This window comes from Mesorhizobium sp. WSM4817, from assembly GCF_055811135.1.
The window spans coordinates 95,101-111,977 of the sequence record NZ_JBVVQQ010000023.1 but is presented as its reverse complement, the minus strand read 5'-3'; the positions used below and the strand labels follow the sequence as shown (position 1 = coordinate 111,977).

The window sequence follows — 16,877 nt, the reverse complement described above, 5'->3', positions numbered from 1 at the left end:
CGAAGACGGTTGGCTGAAAAATGCTCTAGCCGACAGACGGAAGGGTTAGCAAAGACTAATTTTCGCGCGCCGGCTCCAGGCAATTCCCGCGCTGGGCCCAATCTATCCGGCCTTCAGCCGCGAGCCGGTGAGCAGGCCGCGTTCCTCGAGCACGGGGTAGGCTATCGAGGCAAGCAGCGAATTGATCTGCTTCAGGTCGCGGATGGTGTCGAGATGGATGGAACTGGTCTCGACGCTCTTGGCGGTGCCGTCGCGCAGCCGCACGAAATGGCTGGCGCTGGTCTCCTTCTCGCGATCGCGCAGCCGATCCTTTTCCAGCACCAGCTGGCGGGCGGTCTCCGGATCGCGCGAGACCAGCACGTTGAAGGCAAGCCGCGCGTTGGCGAGCACCGAAGCGTGGAAGCCGCTAAGCTCGCGCCAACCCTCGGGCGTGAACTCCAGCCCGCGCTCAAGCTTCTTCCTGACATGCACCAGCATGTTGCGCACGATGATGTCGCCGACCTGTTCGAGCTTGACGCAGGCGCCGATCAACTCCTGGCAACGCAGCGCCTCGTCCTCGGTCAGCGGGTTCCTGGTGACCTTGGCCAGATAGAGCTTTATCGACGCATGTTTCTTGTCGACGCGGTCGTCGAGCGCGGCCAGCGCCTTGATCTTGTCGGCGTCGGCGCTTTCATAGAGCTCGATGATGCGCTTCAGCATGATCTCGACCGTCTCGCAGACCCGCACCACCTCACGGGTGGCGTTGGCCAGCGCCTGGCTCGGCACATCGAGGGCGCTGTCGTTGAGCGCGGACAACTCGACGACGTCGAGCGCTTCTGCCGGCGCCGGTTTGGTGCCGAGCGCCACGATCTTTTCCGAAACGCGGTAGACGAGGCCGGCCAGCGGCAGGCCGGCAACCAGGATCAGGATGTTGAAGAGGATATGGGCGTTGACGATCTGGTCGGGCACGGTGGCGCCGAGAAAGGCGACCGACGGTTTCAACCACAGGAACAGGATCAGCATGGCCAGCGAGCCCATGCCGCGCATCAGGAGATTGCCGATCGGTACGACACGCACGCCCGGCTCCGCATTGCGGGTGAGTAGCGGCGCGATGATCGACGAACCCAGATTGACGCCGAGCACCAGCACGATGCCGAGTTCGGGCGGGATGAAGCCGCGGCCGGCGAGCGTCACCATCAAAAGGACCGCGGCGATCGAGGAATGGAACAGCCAGGTGACCAGCGCCGCCAGCAGATAGGCGGTGACCGGATCGCCGGAGAAGTAATCGACGACGACCGGCATCAGGGTGCTCTGGCGCAGCGGCTCCGAGGCCTGGCCGATCATTTCCAGCGACAACACCAGCAGGCCGATGCCGACCAGGATGCGGCCGAACTGGCGCCAGTCGCGCCGCTCGGTGGCCATGAACATGACGGTGCCGGCGACAAGACAGACCGGCACCAGCAGCGACAGGTCGAAGGTGAGCAGCTTGACCACCAGCGCCGAGCCGATCTCGGCGCCGCGCACGGCAAGCTGGCCCGATATACCGCTGACGATGCCGGCGCCGGCGAAGGACCCGACCAGCAAGGTGACGGCGGTGGAGCTTTGCAGGGCGATCGCCAGGCCGCAGCCGGCCAGAACCGCCATGAAAGGATTGCGCATGGTGGCGCGCAGCTTGTGGCGCAGCACATCGCCATAGGCGCGCTCGACACCTGTCTTCACCAAGCGGGTGGCAAACAGCATCAGCGCCACCGCGCCGGCAAGATGCAGCAAAACGACCGAACCGCTCATGTCAGGCTCGCATTCCGACAGCCACCAGCAATATGGGAGCCGTGATGGCAAAGGCGCAAAAGAGGGGGCGAATCAAGGACATTGCAAAGGTCGATACTACTCCGATTACTTTTAGCCGGATAATAAATTTTGCCCAATTCGGCCGGCTGTTGCGCGACAGGGCGTGTCGGAAATGGATGGATCGCAAAATGGTTGCATCGCCGGCCGGCTTCTTGATGGTCGCGCGCTCAAGTGCCGACGACCGCTTCAGATCAGGTTTGAGCTGAGTGTTGAATTAGCTATTATAAATATTTGAAATCATTACAAAAATGTAATCCGTGTGTTCAGTTTCGGTTCATTTTTCGGGCTCTATTGCTTGGGCATCGACAACCAAGGAGTACCCCGTCATGAAACGTATCATTCTTTCCGCAGTCGCCGTATCGATGCTGGCTGCGACGTCCCTGCAGGGCCAGGCAGCGCCGCTGAACGCGCCGAATGCACCGCAGTCGACCTACAGCCAGGTCGACTGGAAGAAGCCGGACAGGCACGTCAAGACGCGCGTCGTGGTGAAGAAGAAAGTCGTCGTCAAGAGGAACCATTGGCGCAACGGCCAGAGATATTCGAGTTGGAGGCGCCACCAGCCGGTCCGCGACTATCGCCACTATGGCCTGCGTCGTCCGGGCCGTGGCCAGGAATGGATCCGCGTCGGCAACGACTATCTCTTGGTCAGCGTCGTCTCCGGCATCATCTTCGGCGCGATTGCCGCGCACTGACCGTCAAACGTCGACCGGCGCAATGCCGGACAGGAAGGAAGGCGGCCGGCAACGGCCGCCTTCTTTTTGCCCTGTGAAAACCGGGTATGGTTCGCATTAGGAGTCGTCGGGTTTCGCCGGCGTGATTATATGGACGCAAACGAGCCGTTTCCGATGCGCTTTCCACCTGCCTTCCTCGACGAGATACGCGACCGCGTGCCGATTTCCTCGGTGATTGGCCAGCGCGTGGCGTGGGACAGGAAGAAGACCAACGCGCCGCGCGGCGATTATTGGGCGTGCTGTCCCTTCCATGGCGAGAAGAGCCCGTCCTTTCACTGCGAGGACAAGAAGGGACGCTATCATTGCTTCGGCTGCTCGGTTTCGGGCGACCACTTCAAATTCCTCACCGAACTCGACGGAATGAGCTTTCCCGAAGCGGTCGAGAAGATCGCCGACATGGCCGGGGTGCCGATGCCGTTGCGCGATGCCCAGGAGGAACGGCGCGAAAAGGAACGCGCCAGCCTGACCGAAGTCATGGAAATGGCGACCGCCTTCTTCCAGGAGCGGCTGCAGGGACCGGAAGGCGCAAAAGCCCGCGCCTATCTGCGCGACCGCGGGCTGACGCCGGCGACGCAGCAGTCGTTCCGGCTCGGCTATGCGCCCGACAGTCGCAATGCGCTGAAGGAGCATCTTGCCGCCAAGGGCGTGCCCAAGGCCGATATCGAGGCATGCGGGCTGGTGCGCCATGGCGACGACGTTCCGGTTTCCTACGATTGGTTCCGCGACCGCATCATGTTCCCGATCCCGGACTCCAGAGGCAAGATAATCGCCTTTGGCGGGCGGGCGCTGGCAGCCGATGCGCTCGCCAAATACATGAATTCGCCCGACACCGAGCTCTTCCACAAGGGTAACGTGCTCTATAATTTCGCCCGGGCGCGCAAGGCAGTGGCCAAGGGCGGCACGGTGATTGCCGTCGAGGGCTATATGGACGTGATCGCGCTGGCGCAGGCCGGTTTCGAGAATGTCGTGGCGCCGCTCGGCACCGCGCTGACCGAAAACCAGCTCGAACTGCTGTGGCGGATGGCCGGCGAGCCGGTGCTGTGCTTCGATGGCGACCAGGCCGGTCTGAAGGCGGCATGGCGCGCCGCCGACATGGCGCTGCCGGCGGTCCAGGCAGGCCGCTCGGTGCGCTTTGCGCTTCTGCCCGAAGGCAAGGACCCGGACGATCTGGTCAAGGCCGAAGGGCCGGACGCGTTTGGCGCCGTGCTTTCCGAGGCGCGGCCGCTCGCCGACCTTTTGTGGATGCGAGAAACGGCCGGCGGCATCTTCGACACGCCGGAACGACGGGCGGAACTGGAAAAAACGCTGCGCGAACTGACCAGCCGCATCCGCGACGAGAGCTTGCGCTATCACTACCAACAGGAAATGCGCGAGCGAGTGCTAAGCTTTTTCGGCGCCCAGCGCGGCGCGCGCCAAACCTATCAAGGGGGGCGCCAAGACGGGCGGTCCGGCGGGCGCTTTCAGGGCAAGGGCTCAGCTGCTGGCGGGCAGTTCGCACGCGGCGGCAATGCCGGTGGACGCACCGCGATCACCGAAAGCCTTGGCCGCTCGGCGCTGGTCAAGCGCGGCAGCGAGGGGATGTCGGTGCGCGAGGCGACGATCATCGCAGCTCTTGTCAATCATCCAGCGCTGATCGACGAGAATTTCGCGCATGTCGAGTTCCTCGACCTCGCCAACACCGATCTGAAGCGATTGCACGCGGCGATCCTCGATGCGATGGCGCATGACATGGCCAACGACCGCAACGCGGTGATCGCGACGATCGAACGTGCCGGCTGCGGCGAGATCTGGGCGCGCGTGGTGGCGCTGATCAAACGGGCGCGGCAATGGCCGGCGCTGGAAACGGCCGGACTTGACGATGCCCGCGACGCCTTCAGCCAGGCGCTCCACTTGCAGCGCAGCGCGCGCACCTTACATAAGGAGCTGAAACAGGCAGAAGCAGCGCTCGCCAGCGATCCCACGGACGAAAACTACCGGCATCTCGTCGAGATCCAGGCGCAATTTCGTGACGTGCAGGCAACGGAGGCGCTGATTGAAGGGTTCGGCGTGTCTTCGGGCAGGGCCGGGCGGGTGTAGGTCGAAGCTTACGAAAGAGTGAAAGTGCAGAACCGTGCTTGCGCGTCGAATCAGCCGCGGCGCTTTAAGTCGGGTAATTGATTCGCTTTTTTCATGCGAATCATGCGAGAGGCGCTTGACCTTCTGGCAGAATGACGGAATCAGGACGATTCGAAACGTTAACCCGCGCCGGCGTCGACGGAAATGCAGCGATGTGAGGTACCGGTCACTGGACAGGCGGTCAGCCTGACACAGTTACCAGGGTTAATCTGGACTTAACGAGAGATGCAGTTACTGGCCCGGGGAAACGCGTTCTAGCGAGAGCGCATCTGATTTAACCGGTACGGCAGCTTACGCGGCTTGATACTTATGCGGCTAGATACCTGGCCGCTTGGAGAAAATAAAGAATGGCGACAAAAGAAAAGGAAGAGGTCGAGACCGAACGTGAAGGCGCCACCGATGGCCCTCTGCTCGACCTTTCCGACGATGCTGTCAAGAAGATGATCAAGGCCGCCAAGAAGCGCGGCTATGTCACCATGGACGAACTGAATTCGGTGCTGCCCTCGGAGGAAGTCACCTCCGAGCAGATCGAGGACACGATGGCCATGCTCTCCGACATGGGCATCAACGTGGTCGAGGACGACGAGCAGGGCGAGGAGCCCGAAGCCGCCGACGCGGCTGCCGACGCCGAGGAAGACGCCAACGAACTGGCCGAGCAGACCGGTACCGCCGTTGCTGCGACGACCACCAAGAAAGAGCCGACCGATCGTACCGACGATCCGGTTCGCATGTATCTGCGCGAGATGGGCTCGGTCGAGCTTCTGTCGCGCGAGGGCGAAATCGCGATTGCCAAGCGCATCGAGGCTGGCCGCGAGACGATGATCGCGGGCCTGTGCGAAAGCCCGCTGACCTTCCAGGCCATCATCATCTGGCGTGACGAGCTCAACGAATCGAAGATCCTCTTGCGCGAGATCATCGACCTCGAAGCGACCTATGCCGGACCGGAGGCCAAGCAGGCGCCGGTGGTCGAGCGGATCGAGGAAGCCAAGACCGACGACAAGCCGCGCCGTTCGCGCGAGGACGAGGACGACATCACCAATGTCGGCGGCGACACGCGCGGTCTGACTGATGACGACGAGGAAGACGAGGACGAAGCCAGCCTGTCGCTGGCGGCGATGGAAGCGGAGCTGCGTCCGCAGGTGATGGAGACGCTCGACGTCATCGCCGACACCTACAAGAAGTTGCGCAAGCTGCAGGACCAGCAGGTCGAGAACCGGCTGGCTGCCGCCGGCACGCTGTCGCCCAGCCAGGACCGCCGGCTGAAGGAGCTGAAGGACCAGCTGATCAAGGCGGTGAAGTCGCTATCCCTGAACACGGCGCGCATCGAGGCATTGGTCGAGCAGCTCTACGACATCAACAAGCGCCTGGTGCAGAACGAAGGCAAGCTGTTGCGGCTGGCCGAAAGCTATGGCGTGCGCCGCGAGGAATTCCTGAAGGAGTACCAGGGCTCGGAGCTCGATCCGAACTGGACGCGCTCGATCGGCAATCTGACCTCGCGCGGCTGGAAGGAATTCACCAAGAACGAAAAGGACGCGATCCGCGACCTGCGCGCCGAGATCCAGAATCTCGCCACCGAAACGGCGATCTCGATCCTGGAATTCCGCAAGATCGTCAACCAGGTGCAGAAAGGCGAGCGCGAAGCCGCGATCGCCAAGAAGGAAATGGTCGAGGCCAATCTGCGCCTCGTCATTTCCATCGCCAAGAAATACACCAATCGCGGCCTGCAGTTCCTCGACCTGATCCAGGAAGGCAATATCGGCCTGATGAAGGCGGTCGACAAGTTCGAATACCGCCGCGGCTACAAGTTCTCGACCTATGCGACGTGGTGGATCCGGCAAGCGATCACCCGCTCGATCGCCGACCAGGCACGCACAATCCGCATTCCGGTGCACATGATCGAGACGATCAACAAGATCGTGCGCACCTCGCGCCAGATGCTGCACGAGATCGGCCGCGAGCCGACGCCGGAGGAACTGGCGGAAAAGCTCGCGATGCCGCTGGAAAAAGTGCGCAAGGTGCTGAAGATCGCCAAGGAGCCGATTTCGCTCGAAACGCCGGTCGGCGACGAGGAGGATTCGCATCTCGGCGATTTCATCGAGGACAAGATGGCGATCCTGCCGATCGACGCAGCGATCCAGGCCAATCTGCGCGAGACGACGACGCGGGTGCTTGCTTCACTCACCCCGCGTGAAGAGCGCGTGCTCAGAATGCGCTTCGGCATCGGCATGAACACCGACCACACGCTGGAGGAAGTCGGCCAGCAGTTCTCGGTCACCCGCGAGCGCATCCGCCAGATCGAAGCCAAGGCGCTGCGCAAGCTCAAGCACCCGAGCCGCTCGCGCAAGCTGCGGAGCTTTCTGGACAGCTGATGCCGGGCAACGAATAACAATTTAAAGGGCGCTTCGGCGCCCTTTTTCGTTGTGCGCCAGGCATGGCGCGTGGTGCGCAAGCACCGTTTGACCGGGATGGTATCCGGTCGATGACTTGGAGGTGAAAGTCCTCTGCGGACCCTGGTGATGGGAACCGCTAGCCGAACAGCAAGGGCGACGTCGCGAGGCGGGTCTGAAGGAAGCTGCAAGCAAAGTGCCGGCCTGACGAACAGGAAGCGCATATGAGGCGTCCGCATCCGGGCGAGGGAGCAATGAAGCCCGATATCACCCGGAGGGTGTGGCCGTAGATGCGACAGGTAGATGGCACGAAGGTCACGCGTCTTACCCTGGGAGGCCTGCCGGCCTGCCCCGGAAACGGGTGTGCTACCGCCGCCGAGAGGCGCCGGGAAGGGTCGGCAGGAGTCAGCAGAGGCCGTAGTAGCCGGACCAACCGGTGAAGGGCTGAACGTGTCGATGGAGGTCGGACTTCATTTCCGACCGCCTTGGGCAGATACCTCGCGAGAGGGCCTGAGCCGGAAGTAGCGGGCGGAACCCGCAAGATAAGGCTGGGCGCCAATAGGGCGGCGGCATTGAGGACCTCAAGCCGAGCGCGACACGAACCGCCGTGTACGGGACCGTACGCACGGTGGTGTGGGAGGGGGATGCCGCAAGGCTCCCTCCTACCCGATCAGGGATTGTCTCGCCGGACGGTGCGGTTGTTCTTGCAGCATACCGGCTGTGGGAGGATAATCGCGTGTCGGATGCTTTTTCTGGGCAACAAACCCGGATGCCCGCCCCGGCGGTGACGCCGCGCTCCGAGGCCTCCGGAGGGAGGTGTGCATGACAACCTATATCGTGCTGATCAACTGGACTGAGCAGGGCGCCAGAAATGTGCGCGAGTCGCCGAAGCGGCTCGATGCCGCCAAGAAGCTGCTGGGAGACATGGGCGGCTCGTTCAAGGCGTTTTATCTCACCATGGGCGAATGCGATATGGTGGCGGTCGTCGAAGCGCCCGACGATGCGGTGCTCGCTCGATTCTCGCTGATGCTGGCGACAGGCGGTAATGTGAGGACGCGGACGCTCAAGGCCTTCCCGGAATTGGCGTATCGCGAGATCGTCGCCTCGCTCGGCTGAGGCGTGCGCGGCTATAGACCCGCGCAAGCTGCCGGTCAGGCGCCGCTTGACGGCGCCCGGCCAATCTGGCTCGAAGGTGGCTGGCCGAAGTGGCTTGCCCGAAATGTTGCGGGGCGAAGGTGTTTCCCCGGATAGTCAGCGCAGCACTTCAACGCGCGTATCGAGACACATGCCCGAGCCTCTGCTGACCGTCTGGTACAATACCCGTTGTCCGGTTTGCGATGCCGGCATCGTCAGGCAGAAGCGGCGGCTGGTCGAGGCGATCAAGGCCGGGCGGATCGCGTTTCGCGACATCAATGCCGAACCGGCGGCGCTGGCCGGATACGGCGTGTCGCTGGAGGACATCCGCCGCCGGCTGCACGCAACCGATGCGGACGGCAGGCTGCTGGTCGGCGCCGACGTCGCAATTGCCGTCTGGCTGAGAACGCCGGGCGAGGGCTGGCTGGCAGCGCTGTTCGGCAATCGCGCCGTGCTGCCGCTGACGCGCTATGCCTATGATCGCTTCGCCGATCTTCTCTATGCCTGGAACCGGCGCAAGGGCCGCTGGTAACCGATATTAGCCAAGCTCGGTGACAAACTCAATCTGGTGGCACCGTACTCAGATACATCGTAAGATATATCTTGACTCAACGGCCTCATTCGCATAATTGAGATATATCGTAAGACATAACTCAAGGAGCAGACAATGCACGGACATCATCATTTCGGCGAGCATGCCGAGCGCGTTTTCGTGCATATGGCCGGCAAGTTCGGCGGTCGTGGCGGCGGCTTCGGCCCATTCGGCCACGGCATGAGGGGCGGCGGGCGCGGCGGGCCGGGCGACATGTTCCGCGCCGGGCGTATGCTGGCCGACGGCGATCTCAAGCTGATCACGCTGTCGCTGCTGGCCGAGGCGCCGCGCCACGGCTATGACATCATCAAGGCGCTGGAGGAACGCACCAGCGGCGTCTACAGCCCGAGCCCCGGCGTGGTCTATCCTACGCTAACCTTCCTGGAAGAGGCCGGCTATGCCGTCTCGTCGGCGGAAGGCAACAAGAAGGTGTTTTCGATTACCGAGGCAGGGCAGGCGCATCTCAATGACAATCGCGAGATGATCGACCATGTGCTCGATCATCTCGAGCGTTTCGGCCGCAAGATGGCAAAGGCGCGTGACTGGTTCGGCTGGAACGACGATGGCGAGGATAGCGGACGTCGCGGCCGCGGCGATTCGGAAAAGCGCGACGAATTCCGCGCCGTGCGCCACCGGCTACGCACAGCCCTCGGCGACATTGTCGACGCGCCCGCTGAAAAACAGGCCGAGGCGATCGCGATATTGAAAGGGGCGGCCGAAGCCCTCGAAGCGCTGTCGCGCGACTGACTTCCAGGCCGGATGCGGGCCTTGCCCGTTTGCCTAAGGACCGCTAGTGAAATCATCCTGCACCACGCTATGTGATACAGGATGATTGCCGTTGGAGGGCGCGCTCATGTCTTTTCTGAAACGTCTTTTCGGCGGCGGCGGCGACGCGGGCGAGCCAAAGAGTGCTGCACCGGCAAAGCAGATCGAGCACAAGGGATTTTTGATCAGCGCCACGCCGTACAAGGCGGAAGGCCAATACCAGACCTGCGGCGTGGTTTCCAAGGAGATCGACGGCGTGATGAAGGAGCACAAATTCATCCGCGCCGATCGTTTTGCCGGGCTCGACGACGCTGTCGACATCTCGATCAAAAAGGGCATTCAGCTGGTCGACGAACAGGGCGAGAAGATGTTCGGGTGAGACCCGATCGGTCTCCGGCGCATCTTGAAACGAACAAGGCAAGCGCCCTGTCAGGCGCCTGCCTTTGATTTCAAGTTGCCGACGGCTGGCGGCCTACGCCGCCGCAGCCTGTTTGCTTACGGTCGATGTCACCAAGGCATCCACCTTGGCTGATGCCTTGGCCAGAGCGGCAGTGACCGCATCCGGCCCCATGCCGACGCCTTCGATGCGGATGACTTCGACGTCGGTCATGCCGATGAAGCCAAGCACGCTGCGCAGGTAAGGGATGGCGTGGTCCATCTGCACGGCAGCGCCTTCCGAATAGATGCCGCCCGAGGCGAGGACGATGTAGACCTTCTTGCCGGTGACGAGGCCCTTCGGGCCATTCTCGCCATAAGAGAAAGTCTTGCCGGTGCGGGAGACGTGGTCGACCCAGGATTTCAGCGTCGACGAGATGCCGAAATTGATGAATCCGGTGGCGAGGATGATGGTGTCGGCCGCAAACAGTTCATCGAGCACGCCGTCGGAAACGCCGACGACCTCGGCCTGGCGCTGGGTGCGGGCCTCGGCGGGCGTATAGATGCCGGTCGAATAGTCCGGATCGATGTGCGGCAGCGGGTTTGCCACGAGATCGCATGCGACCAGCTTGGCCGAAGGATCGGCGGCGAGCAGCTTTTCCGCAAGTTCAGTGGCGATGCGGGTCGAATGCGAGGCATTGCCGCGCGGACTGGATGTGACGAGAAGGATGGACATGGCGGGTCTCCAGGGTTGGCTGAACTGTCCCGACCTATATGGGCGAGCTGACCCATTTGAAAAACCGGTATATTTTATGTATGTTCCATCCAAATAGTGGATAGAACGATGCAGCCAAACCCGACGCTCGATCAGCTTCAGATCCTTGTCACCGTCGCCGACACCGGCAGCTTCTCCGCCGCCGGCCGCAAGCTCAACCGAGCGCAGTCGGTCATCAGCTACGCCATCGCCAATCTCGAGGCGCAGCTTGGGCTGAAACTGTTCGAGCGCGAGGGCACGCGCGAGCCGCATCTGACCGATGTCGGCCGGGCGACGCTGGAAGATGCGCGGCGCATGGTCGGCGTATTGCAGCGCATCCGCTCTCGCGTCGACAGCCACAAGCAGGGCCTGGAGGCTGAAGTCGCGCTGTCGGTCGATGCGACGCTGCCTTCCACCGTGCTGGTGCGCGTGTTGAAGGCGTTCGAGGCGCAATTTCCAACCGTGATGCTGCGCCTGCATATCGGCACGCTCGGGCTGATCCCCGATCATGTCGTCAATGGACATGCCGATCTCGGTATTGGCGGCCTGCTGGGCGAGGTCGACGCGCATCTTGTGCGCATTGGCTTCATGTCGATGGTGCCGGCGGCCGCGCCAAGCCATCCGCTGGCGCTGCTTCCCAAGCCGGTGCCGCTGGAGGAGGTGCGCGAACACATCCAACTTGTCGTCAGCGACCAGTCCGAGCGCACCAAAGGGCGCGACTACGGCGTCTATGCCTACCGCACCTGGCGACTTACGGATATGCGAACCAAGCATGCGCTGATGCGCGAAGGGTTGGGCTGGGGCGGACTGCCGCGATGGTTGATTGCTGACGATGTGGCCAACGGCCGGCTGGTGGAACTCGATCTGGAGCCGTATCGCGAAGTCCGCGCGCCGCTTTATGCCATGCACCGCGCCGACCGCAGCCCGAAGCCGGCTGCGGCCTGGCTGATCGACCAGTTCAAGCGCCAGCTTGGCTGTTTCAACGAGTTCGAGCCGAACCAGGGGCCTGGGGCGACAGACCATCAATCAGCGCCATGAGAACGGCACGGTAGTCCTCGGTCGAAGCGCCTGCTTCGATGGCGAGCGCCGCGCGGTCGAAGGCGGCGGCAAGCAGCGCGGTCAGCGCTTCCACCGGCAATCTCATCATGGACTGCGAGCGCATCGCGGCAACCAGGCCTTCGCGCAACGAGCGGTTGCCGTGGCGGTTGTCGATCTCGTCCATGGCGGCGCGGCCGAGCACGGCCGGCCCGTCGAGCAGCAGCAGCCGGGTGCGGCCGGGTGCGCGCATGGCGGCAAGATAGGCATCCGAGCCGGCGATCAGTGCGTCGCGGGCAAACAGCGAGGGCGGCGAGGCGCGCTCGATCTCTTCCGCCACAGCCGCCGCCTCCTGCTCGACCACTGCGGCGAACAGCGCCTGCTTGTCGGCAAAGTGATGATAGAGCGCGCCGCGCGTGACGCCGGCCGCAGCCACGATCTCGGGCGTGCCGGTCTCCGCATAGGATTTCTCGGTGAACAGTTTTCGCGCCGCGGCGATCAGGTCGGCGCGCGTCGCTTCGGTGCGATCGCGGTTGGAGCGGCGCGCGCTTTTTCGTTGCATACATTCAGCCTGTATGTTAATGCGTATTCGCATGCAGACTGTATGTTATTTGACGGGAGAAGGAAAGATGAAGACGACAAGCTATTACCCGGTGCTGATGACCGGCGACGTTGCCGGCACGAAGGCCTTCTATGTCGCGCACTTCGGCTTCAAGCCGCTGTTCGAGAGCGACTGGTACGTGCATCTGCAATCAACCGAGGATCGCCGCGTCAATCTCGGCATCGTCCACGGCGATCATGAAACCATTCCTGAGGAAGGGCGCGGCCGGACCTCCGGCCTGCTGATCAATTTCGAGGTCAAGAACCCGGATGCTATCTATGAGCGGGTCATCGCCGCCGGCCTGCCGATCCTGCGAACGCTCCGCGACGAAGCCTTCGGCCAGCGTCATTTCATCACCAAAGACCCCAATGGCGTGCTGATCGACGTGATCAAGCCGATCCCGCCGAGCGCCGAGTTTCTGGAGCAGTTTGTCGAAGGCGCGGCGGGCTGAGCGAGACAGGGGCTGGCAGGAATTGTCTGTAGATATCAGCTGAAGCCTTCAGCCGCGTGGCCGGTCATGTCTTTGCGGTCTATGCTGAGCTCATCAGCCTGGGCCTCATTCCATGCGTGAAATCTGCCTTGTCCGCGCACCCTCCAACCTTGGCCTGCGTCCGCTGAGGCCAGGTCATATTCCGGGCACGTGGCGTGCGCCGCAGGCGTTGACCGAAGCCGGCCTGATCGAGACGCTTTCGCCCCTCAAAGTGGTTGATCTTGATCGGCCCGCCTATAACACGGAGCCGCAGCCGGGCACCCGGCTGCGCAACGGCAATGCGATACGCAGCTTCAATCTCGGACTCGCCGAAGTGGTTGCCGGCGCGCTGAGACGAGGCGAGTTCCCGCTGGTCGTCGGCGGCGACTGCGCGGTCCTGCTTGGCGCGCTGGCTGGTGCACGGCGATCCGGTCCGCTGGCACTGGTCCATGTCGATGGCCATAGCGATTTCCGCCATCCGGGCAACTACGACGTCGATGCTTCGCTCGGCTCGGCCGCCGGCATGGACCTTGCGCTCGCCACCGGACGTGGTGAGCCGTTGCTGACCGACTGGCCTGAGATCGCGAGCCCACTTGTCGCGGACGAACAGGTGGTTCAGATCGGCGAACGCGAGAACCGCAACCCCGACTTCGCCTGGCCCGACATCACTTCGACCGGGATGACGCTGATCGATGTCTTTACCGCGCGGGAGCTCGGCGCGGCAGAGGTCCTGGAAAAGACCTTGACCACGCTGGCGCGAACCGGCTGGCCCTATTGGGTGCATTTCGATGTCGATGCGCTCGATCAGACGGTGATGCCTGCGGTGGATTCACCAGGCAGCCCCGGTATCGATCCCGACGATCTCATCGCCGTCCTCGCGGCGCTGGTGGCGGATCCGCGCTGTACCGGAATGGACATGACCATTTTCGATCCGGACCTCGATCCGACCGGCGAGCTGGCAGTGCTGTTGGTTTCGCTGCTTGGCCAACTGTTTGCGCCGCGATAGTTATTACGTCCGCGCCACCGGCATCAGCGTGACCTGAGAAATGCCGGAGCGGCGCACCACTGTGCACAGCGTTTCGCGGCCGATGCGCTCGGCGTCGAGCATGCGCACCAGATCGTCGACGCCGGTGACCGGGCGGCCGTCGATGGCGGCGATGATGTCGCCCTCTTTCAGGCCGGCTCTGGCGGCCGGGCTGTTCGCCTCGACACTGCGCAGGCGCACCGCCGTGCTGCTCGACACTTGCGACAAAAGGGCGGCGCGACGCGGCAGGGTTGTCGTGTCGGCCGAGACACCGATGAAGGCGCGGCGGACGCGGCCGAAGCGGATGATCTCCGAAATGACGAAATTGGCGGTGTTGGAGGCAACCGCGAAGGCAATGCCTTGCGCGCCATGGATCATGGCTGTGTTGACGCCGATAACCTCGCCCGCCGACGACACCAGCGGTCCGCCGGAATTGCCGGGGTTGAGCGCTGCGTCGGTCTGGATGACATCGTCGATCAGCCGGCCGGTGGAAGCACGCATCGAGCGGCCGAGCGCCGAGACGACACCTGATGTGACGGTCCATTCGAAGCCGAGCGGGTTGCCGATGGCAATGGCGATCTGGCCGCGCCGCAGGCGCTTGGAATCGCCGAGCGGCGCAATATCGGCAAAGCTACCGTCGGCACGCACCAGCGCGATGTCGGTGTCGGGGTCGCGGCCGAGAACGCGGCCTTCTCTGGAGACGCCGTCCGGCATGGTGACGCGGACGCTGCGGGCATCGCCAACGACGTGGAAATTGGTGACGACCAGCCCATCCGGTGTGATGACGAAGCCGGAGCCCAGGCCGCCGGCACCACCGATGCGCTCGATGCGGCAGACGGCGGGACCGATGCGGTCCACGGCATCAGCGACCGTTGCCGAATAATCGTCGAGCAGCGCATCGTCGAACTGCAATTGCTGGGCGGGGAGGGACATGGCAGGGCTCCGTGTCTTTAGAGCAAGATGAAGGATGCCTATATGTGCGGAGCGGCCGGATCGGCCGCGACCTGACCAGATGGCCAGTCCGACGCCCAACTAGCCGTCAGGCGAGTACCCGCCAACGCGCTGCCGAGCGATATCTGGGGTAGAGCGACGAGCGTCCATTGGACGCTCAAAGTGCGCTCTAAGACTTTGAGTTCTCGCACCGTGTTTTCCGAAAATCGATGCCGATTTTCGGGCCGAGGCGAAAAAGACCCAGGAGACCGACATGAGCGACTTCAATCTAAGCGCATTTTCCAACGCCATCGCCGATATCGCCGCCGCAGCGGCGCCGGCGACGGCGAGCTTTGCCACGCATCAGCATCGCACCGCGACCGCCTTCCATTGGCGCGACGGCTATTTTGTCGCTGCCGAGGAGGCGGTTGAGGCCGGCGAGGAGATCGAGCTGACGCTTTCTTCGGGCGACAAGGTGAAGGCTGAACTGGTCGGACGCGATCCATCCACCGGGACCGCCCTTCTGAAGCCGGCCGGCGCGCCGGACGTGCCGCCGCTGACCAAGGCAGGCACGGTGCGGCCGGGCCATCTGGCCATTGCCGTCGGCAATAGCGACGGTGCGTCGCTCGCCGCATTCGGCACGGTTGGTGAGGTCGGTCCGGCCTGGCGCTCGATGCGCGGCGGCACGATCGACCGGCGCATCAATCTGGCCGTCAATGCCGGTGGCCGTTTCGAGGGCGGCCCGGTGCTCGACGCCAAGGGCGCACTGATCGGCATGCTGCTGTTCGGGCCGCGCCGGCGGGCGCTGGTTATGCCTTACGAGACGATCGAACGGGCGGTGGCGACGCTGCGCGAGAAGGGCCATGTCGCGCGCGGCTATCTCGGCGCCGGCCTGCACCCGATCCGCAACGGCGACACGCATGGCGCGATGGTGATGAGCCTCGACGACAATGGCCCGGCGAAGGCGGCCGGCCTGCATCTTGGCGACATCATCGCGTCGTGGAACGGCGAGGCCGTGCACGGCCCGCGCGAGCTGATCCGCAGGCTCGGGCCGGACAGCGCCGGCGCGTCGGTGACGCTCGGCGTGGTGCGCGGCGGCGAACGGCGCGACGTCGTGCTGACCATCGGCGAAAAACCGCTAAACTGAGAAGATCGATGGCAAGTCACAGGATCACGGGGCGGCGGCTGACGGTGCTGATCGCACTCGATGACGTCGTGCGCGCCGAGCACCTGTCCACCGCTCTTGCCGCGACCGGCGATCTGCTGCCGATTGTGGCCGGTAGCAGCAATAGCGCCGACAGAGCGGATGTCGCGATCGTCGATGGCGTTTACCTGGAAAGAGGGGGCGTGGAAGGCGGGCCCAGCGATCCTGTCATACCTCGGGTGCTCCTGTCGCAACGAGCGAGCCGGCGGCGGCCGGCCGATACCGTGTTTGCCGTGCTGCCGCCGGCAGTGGACGATCTGCTGATCGCTGCCGCCGCGCGACTGGCGGCGGCTGGCTATCGGATCTCGGGCGAGGGCCGCCCCTTGTCCGATCGACATGACGATTTCGCCTTCCATGACGACGATCTCTCCGACGAGGAGCCGGTCGGCGACAGCGCCGGCCGGCCGGTGCTGTCGCCGCGCGAGAGCGAAGTGCTGGCGCTTTTGGCCGAGGGCGCGCCCAACAAGGTGATCGCGCGGCGCCTGAACATTTCCGTGCATACGGCGAAGTTCCACGTCGCGGCGATCCTGATCAAGCTAGGTGCGGCCAACCGCACCGACGCCATCGCCATCGCGATGCGGCAAGGCCTGGTGCTGGTTTAGTGAATGACGTCCCAAGGCAGGATGTGGGGCGACCATTGTCAAAGTTTGCGCTGCCCCTCATCCGCCTGCCGGCACCTTCTCCCCGTATAGTGACGGGGAGAAGGGAGCTGAACGCAGCCACGGCTCCATTCTTGCGACGTTGCCAGTTGGCGAAAGCTGTGATGAAGGCGTCCTTCTCCCCGTCTCTATACGGGGAGAAGTGCCCGGCAGGGCGATGAGGGGCAGCGCGACGCCGCGGAAATCCTCCGCAGCGTCACCATCTCTCGATGCTCCCCGCTCTTGTATCCGGCGACGGCACGGGGCAAGGATCGCGACCAACCGATTTGCAACGG

The 16,877-nt window shown here is 63.6% G+C and carries 16 protein-coding genes; 12 read left to right on the top strand and 4 right to left on the bottom strand.

Annotated features, from left to right (window positions below; genetic code table 11):
- Nucleotides 1–102 precede the first annotated feature (102 nt).
- Nucleotides 103–1,767, bottom strand: coding sequence for a Na/Pi cotransporter family protein (locus AC0L2K_RS26685; RefSeq protein ID WP_287230915.1), 1,665 nt, complete (start codon nucleotides 1,765–1,767; stop codon nucleotides 103–105).
- Nucleotides 1,768–2,153: 386 nt separating this feature from the next.
- Here AC0L2K_RS26685 and AC0L2K_RS26680 point away from each other — a divergent pair, with 386 nt between their 5' ends.
- From AC0L2K_RS26680 to AC0L2K_RS26650, 7 genes are all read left to right on the top strand, one after another.
- Nucleotides 2,154–2,519: an RcnB family protein gene (locus AC0L2K_RS26680; RefSeq protein WP_023799752.1), complete on the top strand. Its 366-nt coding sequence runs from the start codon at nucleotides 2,154–2,156 to the stop codon at nucleotides 2,517–2,519.
- Nucleotides 2,520–2,672: 153 nt separating this feature from the next.
- The gene (gene dnaG, locus AC0L2K_RS26675; RefSeq protein WP_128171164.1) at nucleotides 2,673–4,634 is read left to right on the top strand and encodes a DNA primase; all 1,962 of its coding nucleotides are present in this window, start codon (nucleotides 2,673–2,675) and stop codon (nucleotides 4,632–4,634) included.
- Between the two features lie 386 nt (nucleotides 4,635–5,020).
- A complete protein-coding gene (rpoD, locus tag AC0L2K_RS26670) occupies nucleotides 5,021–7,042 on the top strand; it encodes an RNA polymerase sigma factor RpoD (RefSeq protein WP_027151164.1) in 2,022 nt (673 codons plus the stop codon).
- 840 nt (nucleotides 7,043–7,882) lie between these two features.
- Entirely contained in the window at nucleotides 7,883–8,176 is a 294-nt protein-coding gene (locus AC0L2K_RS26665) for a GYD domain-containing protein (protein ID WP_091595053.1), read from the top strand.
- Nucleotides 8,177–8,345: 169 nt separating this feature from the next.
- Nucleotides 8,346–8,726, top strand: a complete 381-nt coding sequence (locus AC0L2K_RS26660) for a thiol-disulfide oxidoreductase DCC family protein (protein ID WP_473532773.1) — start codon at nucleotides 8,346–8,348, stop codon at nucleotides 8,724–8,726.
- 135 nt (nucleotides 8,727–8,861) lie between these two features.
- Nucleotides 8,862–9,533, top strand: a complete 672-nt coding sequence (locus tag AC0L2K_RS26655) for a PadR family transcriptional regulator (RefSeq protein ID WP_473532772.1) — start codon at nucleotides 8,862–8,864, stop codon at nucleotides 9,531–9,533.
- A gap of 106 nt (nucleotides 9,534–9,639) precedes the next feature.
- Nucleotides 9,640–9,930: an HlyU family transcriptional regulator gene (locus AC0L2K_RS26650; RefSeq protein ID WP_023799746.1), complete on the top strand. Its 291-nt coding sequence runs from the start codon at nucleotides 9,640–9,642 to the stop codon at nucleotides 9,928–9,930.
- A gap of 93 nt (nucleotides 9,931–10,023) precedes the next feature.
- Here AC0L2K_RS26650 and AC0L2K_RS26645 read toward each other — a convergent pair whose 3' ends face one another.
- Nucleotides 10,024–10,662, bottom strand: coding sequence for an FMN-dependent NADH-azoreductase (locus tag AC0L2K_RS26645; protein ID WP_473532771.1), 639 nt, complete (start codon nucleotides 10,660–10,662; stop codon nucleotides 10,024–10,026).
- Nucleotides 10,663–10,770: 108 nt separating this feature from the next.
- Between AC0L2K_RS26645 and AC0L2K_RS26640 the strand changes: the two genes are divergently transcribed.
- Nucleotides 10,771–11,718, top strand: coding sequence for a LysR family transcriptional regulator (locus tag AC0L2K_RS26640; RefSeq protein WP_128170293.1), 948 nt, complete (start codon nucleotides 10,771–10,773; stop codon nucleotides 11,716–11,718).
- On the opposite strand, the gene AC0L2K_RS26635 is transcribed toward AC0L2K_RS26640, so the two are convergent.
- Nucleotides 11,660–12,277, bottom strand: a complete 618-nt coding sequence (locus AC0L2K_RS26635) for a TetR/AcrR family transcriptional regulator (RefSeq protein WP_128173820.1) — start codon at nucleotides 12,275–12,277, stop codon at nucleotides 11,660–11,662. The genes AC0L2K_RS26640 and AC0L2K_RS26635 overlap by 59 nt on opposite strands.
- Before the next feature lie 67 nt (nucleotides 12,278–12,344).
- Here AC0L2K_RS26635 and AC0L2K_RS26630 point away from each other — a divergent pair, with 67 nt between their 5' ends.
- Both AC0L2K_RS26630 and AC0L2K_RS26625 read left to right on the top strand, forming a co-directional pair.
- Complete coding sequence (locus AC0L2K_RS26630) at nucleotides 12,345–12,767, top strand: VOC family protein (protein ID WP_473532770.1); 423 nt, start codon at nucleotides 12,345–12,347, stop codon at nucleotides 12,765–12,767.
- A 112-nt stretch (nucleotides 12,768–12,879) separates the two neighbouring features.
- Entirely contained in the window at nucleotides 12,880–13,791 is a 912-nt protein-coding gene (locus AC0L2K_RS26625; RefSeq protein ID WP_473532769.1) for an arginase family protein, read from the top strand.
- A gap of 3 nt (nucleotides 13,792–13,794) precedes the next feature.
- Here the strand turns inward: AC0L2K_RS26625 and AC0L2K_RS26620 are convergent, their stop codons facing one another.
- Nucleotides 13,795–14,742, bottom strand: coding sequence for a S1C family serine protease (locus tag AC0L2K_RS26620; protein WP_128173819.1), 948 nt, complete (start codon nucleotides 14,740–14,742; stop codon nucleotides 13,795–13,797).
- A 271-nt stretch (nucleotides 14,743–15,013) separates the two neighbouring features.
- Here AC0L2K_RS26620 and AC0L2K_RS26615 point away from each other — a divergent pair, with 271 nt between their 5' ends.
- Both AC0L2K_RS26615 and AC0L2K_RS26610 read left to right on the top strand, forming a co-directional pair.
- Nucleotides 15,014–15,886, top strand: coding sequence for a S1C family serine protease (locus AC0L2K_RS26615; protein ID WP_473532768.1), 873 nt, complete (start codon nucleotides 15,014–15,016; stop codon nucleotides 15,884–15,886).
- 8 nt (nucleotides 15,887–15,894) lie between these two features.
- Nucleotides 15,895–16,545 (top strand): helix-turn-helix transcriptional regulator, encoded by a 651-nt coding sequence (locus AC0L2K_RS26610; protein ID WP_128173818.1) that lies wholly within the window; start codon nucleotides 15,895–15,897, stop codon nucleotides 16,543–16,545.
- The last annotated feature ends 332 nt before the right edge of the window (nucleotides 16,546–16,877 follow it).

Bases quoted from the DNA above. Each gene is read 5' to 3' on its own strand.
- AC0L2K_RS26685 (WP_287230915.1), bottom strand. From the start codon at position 1,767: ATGAGCGGTTCGGTCGTTTTGCTGCATCTTGCCGGCGCGGTGGCGCTG.
- AC0L2K_RS26680 (WP_023799752.1), top strand. From the start codon at position 2,154: ATGAAACGTATCATTCTTTCCGCAGTCGCCGTATCGATGCTGGCTGCG.
- dnaG (WP_128171164.1), top strand. From the start codon at position 2,673: ATGCGCTTTCCACCTGCCTTCCTCGACGAGATACGCGACCGCGTGCCG.
- rpoD (WP_027151164.1), top strand. From the start codon at position 5,021: ATGGCGACAAAAGAAAAGGAAGAGGTCGAGACCGAACGTGAAGGCGCC.
- AC0L2K_RS26665 (WP_091595053.1), top strand. From the start codon at position 7,883: ATGACAACCTATATCGTGCTGATCAACTGGACTGAGCAGGGCGCCAGA.
- AC0L2K_RS26660 (WP_473532773.1), top strand. From the start codon at position 8,346: ATGCCCGAGCCTCTGCTGACCGTCTGGTACAATACCCGTTGTCCGGTT.
- AC0L2K_RS26655 (WP_473532772.1), top strand. From the start codon at position 8,862: ATGCACGGACATCATCATTTCGGCGAGCATGCCGAGCGCGTTTTCGTG.
- AC0L2K_RS26650 (WP_023799746.1), top strand. From the start codon at position 9,640: ATGTCTTTTCTGAAACGTCTTTTCGGCGGCGGCGGCGACGCGGGCGAG.
- AC0L2K_RS26645 (WP_473532771.1), bottom strand. From the start codon at position 10,662: ATGTCCATCCTTCTCGTCACATCCAGTCCGCGCGGCAATGCCTCGCAT.
- AC0L2K_RS26640 (WP_128170293.1), top strand. From the start codon at position 10,771: ATGCAGCCAAACCCGACGCTCGATCAGCTTCAGATCCTTGTCACCGTC.
- AC0L2K_RS26635 (WP_128173820.1), bottom strand. From the start codon at position 12,277: ATGCAACGAAAAAGCGCGCGCCGCTCCAACCGCGATCGCACCGAAGCG.
- AC0L2K_RS26630 (WP_473532770.1), top strand. From the start codon at position 12,345: ATGAAGACGACAAGCTATTACCCGGTGCTGATGACCGGCGACGTTGCC.
- AC0L2K_RS26625 (WP_473532769.1), top strand. From the start codon at position 12,880: ATGCGTGAAATCTGCCTTGTCCGCGCACCCTCCAACCTTGGCCTGCGT.
- AC0L2K_RS26620 (WP_128173819.1), bottom strand. From the start codon at position 14,742: ATGTCCCTCCCCGCCCAGCAATTGCAGTTCGACGATGCGCTGCTCGAC.
- AC0L2K_RS26615 (WP_473532768.1), top strand. From the start codon at position 15,014: ATGAGCGACTTCAATCTAAGCGCATTTTCCAACGCCATCGCCGATATC.
- AC0L2K_RS26610 (WP_128173818.1), top strand. From the start codon at position 15,895: ATGGCAAGTCACAGGATCACGGGGCGGCGGCTGACGGTGCTGATCGCA.